This window comes from Citrobacter sp. CK199, from assembly GCF_030333285.1.
GTDB classification, from domain to species: domain Bacteria; phylum Pseudomonadota; class Gammaproteobacteria; order Enterobacterales; family Enterobacteriaceae; genus Citrobacter_B; species Citrobacter_B koseri.
In genome coordinates, this window is sequence record NZ_JAOWGF010000025.1 from 410893 (window position 1) to 426829 (window position 15937).

Consider the following 15937-nt stretch of genomic DNA (forward strand, 5'->3'; position numbering starts at 1 on the left):
AGGATAGTGTAACTCGCTTTTTACACCCTGACGCATTCGGGTTGCAGGACAATAACATGTCTGCCGCTGGAGGCGTGACGGGTAAGCAGGGCAATGGAACATCTGCCCAGAGAATAACCAGACCGAGCAGTAAGTGAGAGAACAATGTCGAACAAACCCTTCCATTATCAGGCTCCTTTTCCCCTCAAAAAGGACGATACCGAATATTACCTGTTGACCAGTGAGCACGTTTCCGTTGCCGAATTTGAAGGGCAGGAAGTGCTTAAGGTCGCTCCTGAAGCGCTAACGCTGATGGCGCGTCAGGCATTCCACGATGCTTCGTTTATGCTGCGCCCTGCGCATCAACAGCAGGTCGCTGATATCCTGCGCGACCCGGACGCCAGCGAAAACGATAAATATGTCGCGCTGCAATTCCTGCGCAACTCGGACATTGCCGCAAAAGGGATTTTACCAACCTGCCAGGACACCGGTACGGCCATTATCGTTGGTAAAAAAGGCCAGCGCGTCTGGACTGGCGGCGGTGATGAGGCTGCGCTGGCGCGCGGCGTTTATAACACTTACATCGAAGATAACCTGCGCTATTCGCAAAATGCCCCGCTGGATATGTATAAAGAGGTCAATACCGGCACCAACCTGCCCGCGCAGATTGATCTCTACAGCGTTGATGGCGATGAATACAAATTCCTGTGTATCGCCAAAGGCGGCGGTTCCGCCAACAAAACCTATCTGTATCAGGAAACCAAAGCGCTGCTGACGCCGGGCAAACTGAAAAATTACCTGGTCGATAAAATGCGCACTCTGGGGACGGCGGCCTGTCCTCCGTATCACATCGCCTTCGTGATCGGCGGGACGTCGGCGGAAGCAACGCTGAAAACGGTTAAGCTGGCCTCCGCAAAATACTATGACGAACTGCCGACGGAAGGGAACGAACACGGTCAGGCATTCCGCGACGTGGAGCTGGAAAAAGAGTTGCTGACGGAAGCGCAGAATCTCGGGTTAGGCGCCCAGTTCGGCGGTAAATATTTTGCCCATGATATCCGCGTCATTCGTTTACCGCGTCACGGCGCGTCCTGTCCGGTCGGGATGGGCGTCTCCTGCTCTGCGGATCGCAACATTAAAGCGAAAATCAACCGCAAAGGTATCTGGATCGAGAAACTGGAACATAATCCGGGTAAATATATTCCTGAAGAATTGCGCCAGGCAGGCGAAGGCGAGGCGGTTCGCGTTGACCTCAATCAGCCAATGAAAGCGATCCTGCAACAGTTGTCGCAGTATCCGGTTTCGACTCGTCTGTCGCTGAACGGGACGATTATTGTGGGGCGTGATATCGCGCACGCCAAACTGAAAGAACGGATGGACCGTGGCGAAGGGTTGCCGCAGTATGTTAAAGATCATCCGATCTACTACGCGGGGCCGGCAAAAACGCCTGAAGGATACGCGTCCGGTTCGCTGGGGCCAACGACCGCAGGACGTATGGACTCTTACGTCGATCAGCTTCAGTCGCAGGGCGGCAGTATGATTATGCTGGCCAAAGGCAACCGTAGCCAACAGGTGACCGATGCCTGCCATAAACACGGCGGCTTCTATCTGGGCAGCATTGGCGGGCCTGCCGCCGTGCTGGCGCAGGGCAGCATCAGGAGTCTGGAATGCGTGGAATACCCTGAACTGGGGATGGAAGCGATCTGGAAAATTGAAGTGGAAGATTTTCCGGCCTTTATCCTGGTGGATGACAAAGGCAATGATTTCTTCCAGCAAATTCAAACTTCGCAGTGCACGCGCTGCGTGAAGTAAGACAATAAGAAGGTACATTTGCAGGCCGGGTAAGGCGCTGTGCCGCCCGGCATTTCAGAAGCGCACAAAGCGCCATGCAGTATTTATGAAGCAATCAATACTTAATCCTGACAGGTGTGTGAGCATGTCCTCAACTTCATTGTTAACAAGGAGAAAGTAATGACGACGGTACGCTGCGAGAAAGATTCGATGGGCGGGATTGATGTTCCGGCAGATAAACTTTGGGGAGCGCAAACCCAACGATCGCTGGAGCATTTTCGTATCTCCACGGAGAAAATGCCCGTCTCGCTGATCCATGCGCTGGCGCTGACCAAGCGTGCGGCAGCCAAAGTTAACGAGGACTTAGGGCTGCTGTCGGCGGAAAAAGCCTCCGCCATTATGCAGGCGGCTGATGAAGTGCTGGCCGATAAACATCCCGACGAATTTCCGCTGGCGATCTGGCAAACCGGGTCGGGCACGCAAAGCAACATGAACATGAACGAAGTGCTGGCGAACCGCGCGAGCGAACTGCTGGGCGGCGTTCGCGGCATGGAGCGCAAAGTTCACCCGAACGATGACGTCAATAAAAGCCAAAGTTCGAACGACGTCTTCCCGACCGCGATGCACGTTGCGGCGCTGCTGGCGCTACGCAAGCATCTCATCCCGCAGCTTAATGTCCTGACCGATACGCTGCGCAAAAAGTCCCATGCGTTTGCCGACATTGTGAAAATTGGCCGCACGCACTTGCAGGATGCGACGCCGCTGACGCTCGGTCAGGAAATTTCCGGCTGGGTGGCGATGCTGGAGCACAATCTCAAACATATTGAAAATAGCCTGCCGCATGTGGCGGAGCTGGCGCTGGGCGGTACGGCGGTGGGCACAGGGTTGAACACTCATCCTGAATATGCCCGCCGCGTGGCGGATGAGCTGGCGGTGATCACCTGCGCGCCATTTGTGACGGCGCCGAACAAGTTTGAAGCACTGGCGACCTGTGATGCGCTGGTTCATGCGCACGGCACGCTAAAAGGGCTGGCGGCGTCGCTGATGAAAATCGCTAATGACGTTCGTTGGCTGGCCTCTGGCCCTCGATGCGGCATTGGTGAAATTGCCATTCCTGAGAACGAGCCGGGCAGTTCGATTATGCCAGGCAAAGTGAACCCGACCCAGTGCGAGGCGCTGACCATGCTCTGCTGTCAGGTGATGGGCAACGATGTGGCTATCAATATGGGCGGGGCGTCGGGAAACTTTGAGCTTAACGTCTATCGCCCGATGGTTATCCATAATTTCCTGCAATCGGTACGCCTGTTGGCGGATGGGATGGAAAGCTTTAATGCGCACTGTGCGGTCGGTATTGAGCCAAACCGTGAGCGTATTAATCAACTGCTCAATGAATCGCTGATGCTGGTCACCGCGCTCAACACGCACATCGGCTATGACAAAGCGGCGGAGATCGCCAAAAAAGCGCACAAGGAAGGGCTGACCTTAAAAGCCTCCGCCCTGGCGCTGGGGTATCTCACTGAAGCCGAGTTTGATAGCTGGGTGCGCCCGGAACTGATGGTGGGCAGCATGAAGCCCGGCCGTTAATCCGCCACATACAGGTGCAACCGGGGGATGATAAGTCGCAACGGTTGCGCCTGAGGCTTAAAGCGGTGCTGAACATTGTCCGCATCGTAATTCAGTAGTTCGCCGATATCCGGCACGGTCATGCCTTTATCGGTATTGATCAGCGCGATAAGCGGCGTCGGGCAGGCGTGTTGAACCTGTTTCTGCTGCCCTTTGTACCAGACGCGGGCAATCGGCTGTACCTTCACCGGTCTTTTAATCTTCAGCCGCGCCTGTTGCGGCAGGGCGGCGATATCCTGATATTCGCGCTCCAGCCTGGCCTGCCACTCTTCGCGCGTCCAGGGATGCACGCTGCGCGGCGTGTTCAGGCTTTTCTCCAGTTGCGCCAGCACCTCATCCCGGCGCAGATTCTTAATAATGTGCTTGTTGGCCCAGCCAAAACGGAGGGTGGCGGGATTCTTGATCACCGTTAACGCGCGGTAGGCATTCAACGTGATAAGACCGGGCAGATGGCGATGCACCCACTCAAAACGCGCCGCTGACGGCAATCCTGATTCCACCGTCACAATACGCTCAAATGTCGTTTTTAACTGATTGATGTGCTGGATCTGGTTTTCCAGCGCGGCCTGCGTGGCATCATCAACCTGATAGCACAATACGCCGGGCAGGCGAACCGCCGCTTTGCTGCTGCGATTTTCAGACTGTTGCTGAATAAACAGGTGGCGATAGTGGCGCAGCGCCAGCGATTCGGCCTCTTTTCCCAGATGCTGCTCCACCGCAATGGTCGCCAGAGGGTTGTGCTCCGCCTCTTTGGTCACTTCGGGGAGGGAGAAGACGCGGGCAATCAGCAGCGGTTGCTGTTCGAGATTTTCTGTCAGGGTTGCCAGGGCGTGTTCTGTCTGGCGAAAAGTACCATTCAGGCGTTCGACAAGATCGTAACGGGCCATATCACCACCATTTCAGTGTCGCAGAAAGAAGGATATTAGTTACAACATACTTACTGTATATCACATCATACCCGGCCTGACCATCGTGCGCTATGCGTCAGGCAGGGGGAAATTCGGGGATGTTTTGCCAGACGGGCCAGTTGAAGGTGAATCTGGCGCCGCCCAGTTCACTTTCGCGACAGTTTACCGTTCCGCCCATCGCCAGGGCGATGGAGCGCACGATGGCTAACCCCAGCCCGCAGCCTCCGGTAGCGCGGTCGCGGCTGGGATCGAGGCGCACAAAGGGTTCGAACACATGTTCGCGCGCGTCTGGCGCGATGCCGGGGCCGTCGTCTTCAACAATCAGGGTCGCCTGATTGCCGCTTAACAACAGGCTGGCCTGAACGGTGGAATGGGAATAACGCAGCGCGTTATTGAGCAGATTATCCAGCACACGCTCCATTAGCCGCATATCCAGCGCGCCGTAATCGCCAGGCGTAAGCTGGCTGAGCCGCACCGTGCACCCGGGGTTGACGCTCTGTACGTCTTCCAGGTGGCTCGCCAGCCACACGGGGAGGTCGGGAACGGTGAGCGTTAACGCAGTCTGCGGCCTGTCCAGCCGCGCATAGGTCAGTAACTCTTCGATTAACGCTTCCAGTTGGCCGATATCGCGATTCAGCGCCTGCGACTCCTGTGCGCTGAGATTTTCACTCATCTCCAGCCGGTAACGCAGACGCACCAGCGGTGTACGCAGTTCGTGGGCAATGCCGTCAATAAGCTGTTTTTTACTGGCGATCAGCGCGTTGATGTTATCCGCCATCTGGTTAAAGGCGATGCCGAGACGTTCAAAACTGGAACCGTTGTCGAAGTGAAGGCGCTCTGCGAGGTGCCCTTCGCCAAAACGCTGAGCGGCGGCCTCCAGGCGCAGCATCTCCTGCCAGTGCGGGCGCATCCAGATAAACACCGGAAAGGCGAGGGAGATGGCGATAAAGGCCATCAGCGCGATATCCAGTAGCCGCATCTGGTGAAGAAAATAGAGATAAGGAACCGGCCCGACGGCCAGCACGTAATGGCTGCGAGGGATGCGCTGGATAAACGTATACTGATCGTCCAGCGCGACGATGTCGCCTTCGCGCAGCCGCTGTGTGGTAAGCGCGTCGAGTTTGTATTTATTGAGTGGCTCTACGCGCAAATCGAAAGAGAGATTAAGATCCATCTCTTTGAGGGTTTTCCCCCAGTCGCGCGGAGGGATCTCCCGCAATTCGCTGCGCATTAAATACAGCGAGCTTTTCATCAAATCATCCAGCGACTGTCTGCCTGCGCGTTCTGCGGTGAACTTATACACCAGCCCGACCAACAGGGTCATGACCAGAAAGCAGACAAACAGCAGCAGATAAAACTGAACGAACAGTTTTTTCATTGATGCACCCGGTTAATCACGTTGACTCTCTTCCCACGCATGGGGGGCAAACAGATACCCTTTGTTGCGAACCGTTTTGATTCGATAGGGCTCGGTGGCGTTATCCTGCAATTTCTTACGCAGCCTTGAGATAGCGACATCCACGCTGCGGTCCATGCCGTCGTAGCTGACGCCGCGCAAGTTTTTCAGCAGCGCGTCGCGATCCATAATCTGCCCGGCATGGGTTGCCAGTTCCCAGAGTAATTCGAAATCGGCGGTGGAAAGCGAAACCGGTTCGCCGGAGAGGGCGACTGAACGATTGACCGGGTCAATAATCAACGCGCCAAAACGCAGCGTTTTATGCGGGGTCATTGCCGTATCCTGAATGCCTTTTGCCTGCGCGGTGAGTTCATTCTGCCGTAAATGCAGGCGCAGACGGGCGAGGAGCACGGCAGGGGGCGTGGTTTTCAGGATGTAGTCACAGGCGCCCATTTCCAGCGCCAGGATGTGGTTCATGTCGCTGTCCAGCGAGGTCAACAGGACAATCGGCCCTTGCCAGCGGCCTCGCAAATCGCGGCAAATGGTCATACCGTCTTTGCCCGGCAGCATGATATCCAGTAACACCAACTCGGGTTGTGTGCGAAGGATCGTCTCTTCAGCCAGATCGCCGCGAGGTTCAATCAGCACCTCAATATCGTGTTTCGCCAGATAAGCGGCAATCAGCGAGCCAACTTCAGGGTCATCCTCAACAAATACGATGGTGTTCATAACGTTCATTACGCGGAGAAAACGCCAACATACACCGCCTCCGTTTTCCCTTCCATTAATCTTTTCTAAACGAGAGCGCTTCCGTTATGCTACAGCCTCAATGTTATTGATGTGTTAAGGCATCGAAATGGGACTCGTGATAAAAGCCGCGCTGGGTGCGCTGGTGGTGGTATTGATTGGTTTGCTGGCAAAAACAAAAAATTACTATATCGCCGGATTAATTCCGCTTTTTCCGACATTTGCACTGATTGCCCACTATATTGTCGCCAGCGAGCGCGGAATTGACGCGTTACGCACGACCATTGTATTCAGTATGTGGTCGATCATCCCTTATTTTGTCTACCTCGCCACGCTTTGGTATTTCACCGGTTTTCTGCGTTTGCCCGTTGCGCTCGGCGGGGCGGTGGTGTGCTGGGGCCTGAGCGCATGGCTGCTGATATTTTGCTGGATCAAATTGCATTAACGCAGGTGCCGGCCGCCATCCACGGCGAAACTGCGGCCGGTAACGAAGCAGCTGGTGAGAAGGTAATCCACCAGGTCGATTACCTCTTTCTCGCCGGGCGCTGTCTTCATCAGGGATTTATTGAGCGCCTGCTGACGGTACTCGGCGTCGTCGTTTTCGTTAAACAGGATCAGCGACGGGGCGATGGCGTTGACTTTCACTTCCGGGGCCAGTTTGCGGGCAAAGGAGCGGGTCATATTATCCAGCGCTGCTTTACTGGCGGCATAGGCGATGTGTTTGTCGCTGCCGCGTTCCACAACATAGTCCGTAAAATGGATGATATCGGTGGCCGCATGTCCGTGGCCGCGCAACAGTCTTTCCAGCGCATGGTTTAACAGATAGGGCGTATTGACGTGAATCTGCATCATGCATGCCAGCACGTCAGAGAGCGGGGTGCCAGGCGCCTCGGCCATCCAGGCACTGGCGTTATGCAAAATAGCCCGCAGGCCTGGCGTATGGGTTTTTATCTTCTCAGCAAATGCCAGGACGCCGTCATCGGTGGAAAAATCGGCCTGAATGCACAGCGCGCCCGCTTGCGTCAGGCCGTCGATGGCCGGATAGTGCGTCCGGTAGCTGACAATCACCGGCTGTTTTTGATTGAGAAAGTGCCACGCGATCGCGAGGCCGATGCGGCGGCCTCCTCCCGTGATAAGGATGGGCAAGGGCTGGTTTTTACCCATTGTAGTCTCCTTTGGCATCAAACAATGGGGCGACGATTACCCCACCAACATCCACGTAGCCGGAACAGCGGCGATGAGTAGCAGACCGATCAACATCACTTCCTGACGATTCAGGACATTATCGTGCGTATGCGTCTTGCGTGCGTAGAGGAAAACTAACAATCCCGGCGCATACAGCACCACCGACAGCAACAGGTGCATCGGGCCGGACGCATACAATAACCATAAGCCATAAATGCAGGCCCCGACACCTACCGCCTGATGAAGAGGGCGCGCGGCGATTTTCAGCAGGAACGCGCCGACCAGGAAATAGGGTACCAGAATCATCTCTGAAGCAATCGTCAACAGTGTGTTGTAATCCGAACCTGTGAGCCAGATCAGCACCAGGCAGATCTGAACGCACGCGTTGGTGAGCCACAGCGAAGCCGATGGCGCGCCTTGCGCATTTTGGCGGGCGAAAATGCGCGGGAAGGCTTTATGCGTTGAGGCCAGAAACGGCACTTCCGCCGCCATAATGGTCCAGCTCAGATAAGCGCCGCAGACTGAAACGATAAGACCCGCCGCGATAATGATTTCGCCCCACGGCCCCATCATTTTCACCATCAAACCCGCCATTGACGGATTGCGAATCTCCGCCAGTTCCGGGCGGGCGACGACGCCTAAAGAGAGCAGCGTCACCAGCAGGTAGACGCCCAATGCGGCGAGAACCGCCAGCAGCGTCGCACGTCCGACATCACGCTTATTTCTCGCCCGGGCGGAGACGACAACCGCGCCTTCCACGCCGATAAACACCCACAGCGTGATGAGCATCGTGTTTTTAACCTGCTCCCAGACGGGAACGCCCAGCGCCAGACCGGTGAAATCCAGGCTGAACGTATCGAGCTTAAACATGATGATAGCCAGGACGATGAACAACCCCAGCGGCAACAGCTTCGCCAGCGTCGCGACCAGGTTGATGCTGGCGGCGGTTTGCACACCGCGCAGCACCAGGAAGTGCACCACCCAAAGCAGCACCGACGCGCCGATGATGGACTGCCAGGTGTTGCCGTCGCCAAACAGGCGGAGTTCCGGCGTATCGGTAAAGAAGCTCAGGGCAGAAAAAACGATAACCAGATAAGAGACGTTGGCGATAACGGCACAGAGCCAGTATCCCCAGGCGGAGCAGAAACCGATCAGTTCGCCGAAACCTTCGCGCGCGTAGGTGAAAATCCCGCCATCCAGTTCCGGGCGAACGCGCGTCAGGATCAGCATAGCGAAAGCCAGTAGCAGTATCCCGACGCCCGTAATCGCCCAGCCAATCAGCAGCGCTGCCGGGCTGGCCACCGCTGCCATGTTCTGTGGCAGACTAAACACACCTGCGCCAAGCATTGAGCTTAAAACCAGCGCGGTCAGCGCGCTCAGTCCCAGTTTCTTTTCCATCGGTATCCAGTTATAAAAACGAGAGTGGGAGAATAATTATTTTGGCAAAACGCATAAAAATGGTGAAAGCCACTAAGGCGCGGGATTTTACGGAGAGAAGAGACCGCATGCAATGATCTCTGAAACATTTGTGACTAAAAATGCTAAAGGTGGGTAGATTTCACATAGGGCAGCATCGTATTGGCGCCTGATGGCGCTACGCTCATCAGGCCTACTAACACGTAGGCCGGATAAGATGCCTGGTCTCGCCATCTGGCGTTATGACAACACCGGATGGCGGAAGCGTACTTTACTTATACAGGTCGGCGCTGATCGTCATGTTGTTACCACGTTCCTGCCACTGGCGGGTAATGTGATAATATTTCGCGCCTTTCTTCGCCGCACGCTTGGCAACCTGGTAGGAGACTTCCGTCATGTTGCCGTAGTTGCCGGTGAATTTGATGCTGTCAAACGGCACCATCATCGCCGCGGTCGCTTTGTTCAGCTCTTCGATTTTCGTTCCATCAGGCAGAGTGACAGTGTAACGTCCACCTTTTGAGGATTGCGTTTCGAAGAAGCGTCCGACTTCAGCGCTTGGAGAAGCGGTCGTCGCGACGCCCGGAATCTCCACTTTCTTCGCTGCTTCACCGCCGGTGGCCAGCGCTGCACGACCCGCATCGGAATCAGCAGGAATAACGTCCGGGCTCTGGACAACGCGTTTCTTCGCATCTTCTTTATAGATAAACGCGGTAATACGCTGGTTGCCGCCCTGGTTGGCATCGACCTGACGCACAATGTAGAACGAGTAGGCGCCTTTCGCTTTTGCTGCTTTGGTGATGGCGTCATTCACTTCCGGCTGGCTACGGTAGAAACCCTGCACCGTTACGGTGTCGTAAGGTTCCAGCAGCACGGCCTGATCTTTCGGTAATTCGACGATACCGTTAATTACACGGTTTTGAGGCGCGTCGGATTTTGGCGCGTCTGATTTATAAACGTCAGCCACGACACGCCAGTTACCGCTGTTGCCAAAATCGGACGTATCAACAACATAAAAAGAGGCTGCACCTTCTTTATCTGCGCGGCGGGATACGGCATTTACCGCATCGCCAATGGCATTAAAACGCCCGGTGACCACAATGCGGTCATAAGGTTTTAGTGCTGCCGCTTGCTCCGGCGTCAGTTCTGTCGCTGCATTTACGGAAAAAGCAGTCGCAGAAAGCAGTGCGGACGCCAGGAGAGTGTTCTTAAGCTTCATAAAAATAATCCTTCGCCTTGCGCAAACCAGGTACTGGTATTGTTATTGACTAGAAACGTGGCTGATTATTGCATTTAAACCCTGCAAATGTCTGCGTCATTTTTCACTCATCGTACCGCCTGAAGTGACAAGAATGATAACATTTGGTGATATGTCTAAAAAACAGGCGCTTGACCGGCAAAACTGATAAAGCATACGCATTTTATAAGTTAATTTAATGTTAAACGATTGAATGTCGATGGCGCTAAATCATGTTTTGCCGCTTCGCTTGAGCGAATTATCGGTCACTGAAGGTGATTTCAAGGTCATTATTCCTGTTTGTGGGCTGAATCGTTCATATTTTGCAAATTTCATAATAAATACTGTTTTTTGGCGCTAGATCACAGGCGCTATTTTCAGTAGGTTATAGAGAGTTTGTTACTGTTTTATTTTTCCGGGGTAGCACTTACCTCTTACGCAGGCGTGCGTATGCATCCTGCGATCACTGACAAACCATCATCAAAAAAACCGATGGAAGGGAACATTATGCGAATTGGCATACCAAAAGAGCGGTTAACCAATGAAACCCGAGTCGCAGCAACGCCAAAAACGGTTGAGCAACTGCTGAAACTGGGTTTTACCGTCGCGGTTGAAAGCGGCGCGGGTCAACTGGCAAGTTTTGACGATAAGGCATTTACAGAAGCGGGCGCAGAAATTGTAGAGGGAAATGCGGTCTGGCAGTCAGAGATCATCCTGAAGGTCAATGCGCCGGAAGACGATGAAATTCCTTTACTGAATGCGGGCACGACGCTGGTGAGTTTCCTCTGGCCGGCGCAGAATCCTGAGCTATTGCAAAAACTCGCGGAACGCAATGTAACCGTGATGGCGATGGACTCCGTGCCGCGTATTTCGCGCGCGCAGTCGCTGGATGCCCTGAGTTCAATGGCCAACATCGCCGGTTATCGCGCGATTGTGGAAGCCGCACATGAATTTGGTCGTTTCTTTACCGGGCAAATTACCGCTGCGGGCAAAGTGCCGCCAGCGAAAGTGATGGTGATTGGCGCGGGCGTCGCAGGTCTGGCGGCCATTGGCGCGGCAAACAGCCTCGGCGCCATTGTACGTGCGTTTGATACCCGTCCAGAGGTAAAAGAGCAGGTTCAGAGTATGGGTGCTGAATTCCTCGAACTGGATTTTAAAGAGGAAGCGGGCAGCGGCGATGGCTATGCCAAAGTGATGTCCGAAGCGTTTATAAAAGCGGAAATGGAACTCTTTGCCGCGCAGGCGAAAGAGGTCGATATTATCGTCACGACCGCGCTAATCCCGGGTAAACCTGCGCCGACGCTGATCACGCGCGAGATGGTTGATTCCATGAAGTCCGGCAGCGTGATTGTCGATCTGGCCGCGCAAAACGGCGGTAACTGTGAATACACCGTCGCCGGTCAGGTGACCACGACCGACAATGGCGTGAAGGTTATCGGTTACACCGATCTGCCGGGCCGTCTGCCAACGCAATCCTCCCAGCTTTACGGCACCAACCTGGTCAACTTGCTTAAGCTGCTGTGCAAAGAGAAAGACGGCAATATCGACGTCGACTTTGACGACGTGGTTGTGCGCGGCGTAACGGTCGTGCGTGACGGTGAAATTACCTGGCCCGCGCCGCCGATTCAGGTATCTGCTCAGCCGCAGGCTGCGCCGCAAGCGGCTCCTGCGCCGAAAGAAGCGGAAAAACCGGCTTCACCGTGGCGTAAATATGCGCTGATGGCGCTGGCGATCATTCTGTTTGGCTGGCTGGCTGACGTGGCGCCGAAAGAGTTCCTCGGCCACTTCACCGTTTTCGCACTTGCTTGCGTGGTGGGTTACTACGTGGTGTGGAACGTTTCGCACGCGCTGCATACGCCGTTGATGTCTGTGACTAACGCCATCTCAGGGATTATCGTTGTCGGGGCATTGTTACAGATTGGCCAGGGAGGCTGGGTGAGTTTCCTGAGCTTTATCGCGGTGCTTATCGCCAGCATTAATATTTTCGGTGGCTTCACCGTGACTCAGCGTATGCTGAAAATGTTCAGGAAAAACTAAGGGGTAACACATGTCTGGAGGAGTAGTTACAGCTGCATACATTGTTGCCGCGATCCTGTTTATCTTCAGTCTGGCCGGGCTCTCTAAGCATGAGACGTCCCGACAGGGTAACAACTTTGGTATCGCCGGGATGGCGATTGCGCTGGTGGCGACGATCTTCGGCCCGGATACCGGCAACGTTGCCTGGATTCTGGTGGCGATGATTATCGGTGGGGCGATCGGTATCCGTCTGGCGAAACGCGTTGAAATGACCGAAATGCCGGAGCTGGTAGCGATTCTGCACAGCTTTGTCGGCCTGGCGGCGGTGCTGGTGGGCTTTAACAGCTACCTGTACCACGAGGCGGGTCTGGAACCGATTCTGGTGAATATTCACCTGACGGAAGTGTTCCTCGGCATCTTCATTGGCGCGGTTACCTTCACCGGTTCCGTGGTGGCGTTTGGCAAGCTGTGCGGTAAGATTTCGTCCAAACCGCTGATGCTGCCGAATCGTCACAAAATGAACCTGGCGGCGCTGGTGGTTTCTTTCCTGCTGCTGGTGGTGTTTGTACGTACCGAAAGCGTTGGCTTGCAGGTTCTGGCGCTGCTGGTGATGACCATTATTGCGCTGGCTTTCGGCTGGCACCTGGTGGCGTCCATTGGCGGGGCGGATATGCCGGTTGTGGTATCCATGCTGAACTCCTATTCCGGTTGGGCAGCGGCGGCGGCAGGCTTTATGCTGGGCAACGACCTGCTGATCGTCACCGGCGCGCTGGTCGGTTCTTCGGGTGCGATTCTGTCTTACATCATGTGTAAGGCGATGAACCGCTCTTTCATCAGCGTTATCGCGGGTGGTTTCGGCAGCGATGGATCTTCTACTGGCGACGATCAGGTCGCGGGCGAACACCGTGAGATCACGGCGGAAGACACGGCTGACATGCTGAAAAATTCGCACTCGGTCATCATTACCCCTGGCTATGGCATGGCGGTTGCGCAGGCGCAGTACCCGGTGGCGGAAATCACCGAGAAACTGCGCGCGCGCGGTATCAAGGTGCGTTTTGGCATCCACCCGGTTGCAGGGCGCCTGCCTGGTCACATGAACGTACTGCTGGCGGAAGCGAAAGTGCCGTATGACATCGTGCTGGAAATGGACGAAATCAACGACGACTTCGCTGACACCGATACGGTGCTGGTTATCGGCGCGAACGACACGGTGAACCCGGCGGCGCAGGACGATCCGCGTAGCCCGATTGCCGGTATGCCGGTTCTGGAAGTCTGGAAAGCGCAAAACGTTATCGTGTTTAAACGCTCGATGAATACCGGCTATGCCGGGGTGCAGAACCCGCTGTTCTTTAAAGACAACACGCATATGCTGTTTGGCGATGCGAAAGCCAGCGTGGATGCGATTCTGAAAGCGCTTTAATCTTTACCGGCGCAAGTCATAAAACGGCCTCTCAGGAGGCCGTTTTTGCATCTGAAGAGATCAGGTTTTATTCAAGTCACTGAGCAGGACGGCAATGCTTTGCCCGCCGGAGGTTTGCTCCAGCGCGATTTTAACGATGATCGTCAACGGCACGGAAAGCAGCATGCCGACAGGGCCTAATAACCACCCCCAGAAGATCAGGGAGAGAAAAACCACCAGCGTGGAAAGGCCTAATCCACGCCCCATGATGCGGGGCTCAAGGATATTCCCGAACACCAGATTGATAATCAGATACCCCGTCAGCACCACCAGCGCGTCATAAAGGCCGCTGAACACCAGAACCTGCGCAATAGGCGGGATCGCGGCCAGAACCGAGCCAATATTGGGGATGTAGTTAAGCGCGAAAGCCAACAGTCCCCAGACGAATGCGAAACGAACTTCCAGCAGCGCCAGCATTCCCCAGACCACAACGCCCGTGATAATGCTGATCGCCGTTTTCAGCACCAGATAATGCGACACGCTGTCGATTGCGCGCTGAATCGCGGCCATACCTTCAACCGGCCTGGCCATCATCTGCTGGAGTTTACCGGGCAACTGCGGAACTTCCAGTAGCATAAAGACCACGGTTAACAAGAGCAGGAAAATGGATGACATGGCGTTAGACAGCTGCGCCAGCAAATTCGTCACCAGCGTCATGGCGGCGTTAGGGTCGATATATTTCACCAGTTCATCCACCGAGACGCCGATGCCCAGGCGCTGTAGCCACGGTTCAATGTTTTTCAGCGGCACAACCAATGATGAGCGGTATTGCGGCAGCGTGCGGGCTAACTCATTTAGCGATGTGCCGAGATAGGCCAGCAGCAACACCATGCCCATCACGATAATCCCGATCAGTATCGATACGGCCAAAACGCGCGGGATGCGAAGCCTGACCATGCGCTGCACCAGCGGGCTCAGTACCACCGCAATAAATAACGCCAGAATAAACGGCACAATAATATCGGCAGCGAAGCGAATACCGGTGAGAATGATGACCAGCATTCCCAGCATGATTACGAGTTTCAGGCCGTTAAGCGTGATGATCGGTTTTGCCATGATAATTCCTGAATTTTTGTTCTTACTCTTTATAATAATGTGATTTTTGTCGGGCTGTGCTAACAAAAATCAAACAGCGCGGGTAAAGAAGTGAAAAGGTTTTGAGTTAATTCTAAGGCTGTGGTACAAATCAGACGTGTTTAACTACCGAGGACAATTTTCATCCGCGATGACGAGAAGCAACACTGCGGATAATTGTAATATTATGGACAATATGTTCAGGACGTTTTTTTCTACACAGACCGTACTTCTTCGCACTTCTTCCTCTTTCCTGCTTGCTGGTGAGCAGCACTGGCGCAACGCGCTTTAGTCCCTTACTTCTGCCTGAGCTGGCGTTACGCGCTTGGCTAATTCATTTTATTTTTTGGTTTGCTGCATGTAGCAGGCCCGAAGGACTATATTCTCAAGCAGGAGAAGCACCATGTTTTACTGGATTTTATTAGCCCTTGCCATTGCGGCTGAAATTACCGGAACGCTGTCGATGAAATGGGCAAGCGTAAGCAATGGCAACACGGGTTTTATTTTAATGCTGGTCATGATTACGCTGTCGTATATTTTTCTCTCTTTTGCCGTAAAAAAAATTGCGCTTGGCGTAGCGTATGCCTTGTGGGAAGGCATCGGTATTTTATTTATTACGCTGTTTAGCGTGCTGTTATTTGACGAAGCCTTATCGACCATGAAAATTGCGGGTCTGGTTACGCTGGTATTCGGGATCGCGCTGATCAAATCGGGTACGCGCAAACCAGTAAACGCCGCGAAGGAGGCGACGCATGCCGCAGTTTGAGTGGGTTCATGCCGCGTGGCTGGCGATGGCGATCGTTCTGGAAATCGTCGCTAACGTGTTCCTGAAGTTTTCTGACGGCTTTCGTCGCAAGTTCTATGGCATTCTGTCGCTGGCCGCGGTGCTGGCGGCCTTCAGCGCGCTCTCTCAGGCGGTAAAAGGCATTGATCTTTCGGTGGCATATGCGTTGTGGGGCGGATTTGGTATCGCCGCCACGCTGGCAGCCGGGTGGGTGCTTTTTGGACAGCGTCTGAACAACAAAGGCTGGGTAGGCGTGGTATTGCTGCTTATCGGCATGATCATGATAAAACTGGCCTGACAGCTATGCTGCCCGTTACGGCGGGCA

15 protein-coding genes are annotated in these 15937 nt (G+C 54.5%); 8 read left to right on the plus strand and 7 right to left on the minus strand.

Annotated features, from left to right (window positions below):
- The first annotated feature begins 144 nt into the window (after nucleotides 1-144).
- Both fumB and fumC read left to right on the plus strand, forming a co-directional pair.
- Nucleotides 145-1791 carry a class I fumarate hydratase gene (gene fumB, locus OGX75_RS10940; RefSeq protein ID WP_012132495.1) on the plus strand — a complete coding sequence of 549 codons (1647 nt, stop codon included), beginning with the start codon at nucleotides 145-147 and terminating at the stop codon, nucleotides 1789-1791.
- A gap of 159 nt (nucleotides 1792-1950) precedes the next feature.
- A complete protein-coding gene (gene fumC, locus OGX75_RS10945; protein WP_112002420.1) occupies nucleotides 1951-3354 on the plus strand; it encodes a class II fumarate hydratase in 1404 nt (467 codons plus the stop codon).
- Here the strand turns inward: fumC and tus are convergent.
- The 3 genes from tus to rstA form a co-directional block, all read right to left on the minus strand.
- The gene (gene tus, locus OGX75_RS10950) at nucleotides 3351-4280 is read right to left on the minus strand and encodes a DNA replication terminus site-binding protein (protein WP_012132493.1); all 930 of its coding nucleotides are present in this window, start codon (nucleotides 4278-4280) and stop codon (nucleotides 3351-3353) included. The genes fumC and tus overlap by 4 nt on opposite strands.
- 97 nt (nucleotides 4281-4377) lie before the next feature.
- Complete coding sequence (gene rstB, locus OGX75_RS10955; protein WP_248623288.1) at nucleotides 4378-5679, minus strand: two-component system sensor histidine kinase RstB; 1302 nt, start codon at nucleotides 5677-5679, stop codon at nucleotides 4378-4380.
- A 12-nt stretch (nucleotides 5680-5691) separates the two neighbouring features.
- On the minus strand, nucleotides 5692-6426 hold the full coding sequence (rstA, locus tag OGX75_RS10960) for a two-component system response regulator RstA (protein WP_024130356.1): 735 nt from the start codon (nucleotides 6424-6426) through the stop codon (nucleotides 5692-5694).
- 127 nt (nucleotides 6427-6553) lie between these two features.
- Between rstA and OGX75_RS10965 the strand changes: the two genes are divergently transcribed.
- Complete coding sequence (locus OGX75_RS10965) at nucleotides 6554-6889, plus strand: GlpM family protein (RefSeq protein ID WP_012132490.1); 336 nt, start codon at nucleotides 6554-6556, stop codon at nucleotides 6887-6889.
- On the opposite strand, the gene folM is transcribed toward OGX75_RS10965, so the two are convergent.
- The 3 genes from folM to ydgH all read right to left on the minus strand — a co-directional run bounded on the left by folM (nucleotide 6886) and on the right by ydgH (nucleotide 10261).
- Nucleotides 6886-7608, minus strand: a complete 723-nt coding sequence (gene folM, locus OGX75_RS10970) for a dihydromonapterin reductase (protein ID WP_024130355.1) — start codon at nucleotides 7606-7608, stop codon at nucleotides 6886-6888. The genes OGX75_RS10965 and folM overlap by 4 nt on opposite strands.
- A 36-nt stretch (nucleotides 7609-7644) precedes the next feature.
- Nucleotides 7645-9027 carry an amino acid permease gene (locus OGX75_RS10975; protein WP_012132487.1) on the minus strand — a complete coding sequence of 461 codons (1383 nt, stop codon included), beginning with the start codon at nucleotides 9025-9027 and terminating at the stop codon, nucleotides 7645-7647.
- A 289-nt stretch (nucleotides 9028-9316) separates the two neighbouring features.
- Entirely contained in the window at nucleotides 9317-10261 is a 945-nt protein-coding gene (ydgH, locus tag OGX75_RS10980; RefSeq protein WP_286451573.1) for a DUF1471 family protein YdgH, read from the minus strand.
- A 525-nt stretch (nucleotides 10262-10786) separates the two neighbouring features.
- Here ydgH and pntA point away from each other — a divergent pair.
- Together pntA and pntB are read left to right on the plus strand one after the other, a co-directional pair.
- A complete protein-coding gene (gene pntA, locus OGX75_RS10985) occupies nucleotides 10787-12316 on the plus strand; it encodes a Re/Si-specific NAD(P)(+) transhydrogenase subunit alpha (RefSeq protein ID WP_071258296.1) in 1530 nt (509 codons plus the stop codon).
- Nucleotides 12317-12326: 10 nt separating this feature from the next.
- Nucleotides 12327-13715, plus strand: a complete 1389-nt coding sequence (gene pntB / locus OGX75_RS10990) for a Re/Si-specific NAD(P)(+) transhydrogenase subunit beta (RefSeq protein WP_286451572.1) — start codon at nucleotides 12327-12329, stop codon at nucleotides 13713-13715.
- Between the two features lie 60 nt (nucleotides 13716-13775).
- Here the strand turns inward: pntB and OGX75_RS10995 are convergent, their stop codons facing one another.
- Nucleotides 13776-14810: an AI-2E family transporter gene (locus OGX75_RS10995; RefSeq protein ID WP_047457210.1), complete on the minus strand. Its 1035-nt coding sequence runs from the start codon at nucleotides 14808-14810 to the stop codon at nucleotides 13776-13778.
- A gap of 136 nt (nucleotides 14811-14946) precedes the next feature.
- On the opposite strand from OGX75_RS10995, the gene OGX75_RS21295 reads away from it, so the two are divergent.
- The 3 genes from OGX75_RS21295 (at nucleotide 14947) to mdtI (ending at nucleotide 15910) form a co-directional block, all read left to right on the plus strand.
- Nucleotides 14947-15120, plus strand: a complete 174-nt coding sequence (locus tag OGX75_RS21295; RefSeq protein WP_012132481.1) for a protein YdgV — start codon at nucleotides 14947-14949, stop codon at nucleotides 15118-15120.
- Between the two features lie 111 nt (nucleotides 15121-15231).
- Entirely contained in the window at nucleotides 15232-15594 is a 363-nt protein-coding gene (gene mdtJ / locus OGX75_RS11000) for a multidrug/spermidine efflux SMR transporter subunit MdtJ (RefSeq protein WP_286451571.1), read from the plus strand.
- Nucleotides 15581-15910 (plus strand): multidrug/spermidine efflux SMR transporter subunit MdtI, encoded by a 330-nt coding sequence (mdtI, locus tag OGX75_RS11005; RefSeq protein ID WP_012132478.1) that lies wholly within the window; start codon nucleotides 15581-15583, stop codon nucleotides 15908-15910. Before mdtJ ends, mdtI begins: the two co-directional genes overlap by 14 nt.
- Nucleotides 15911-15937 lie beyond the last annotated feature (27 nt).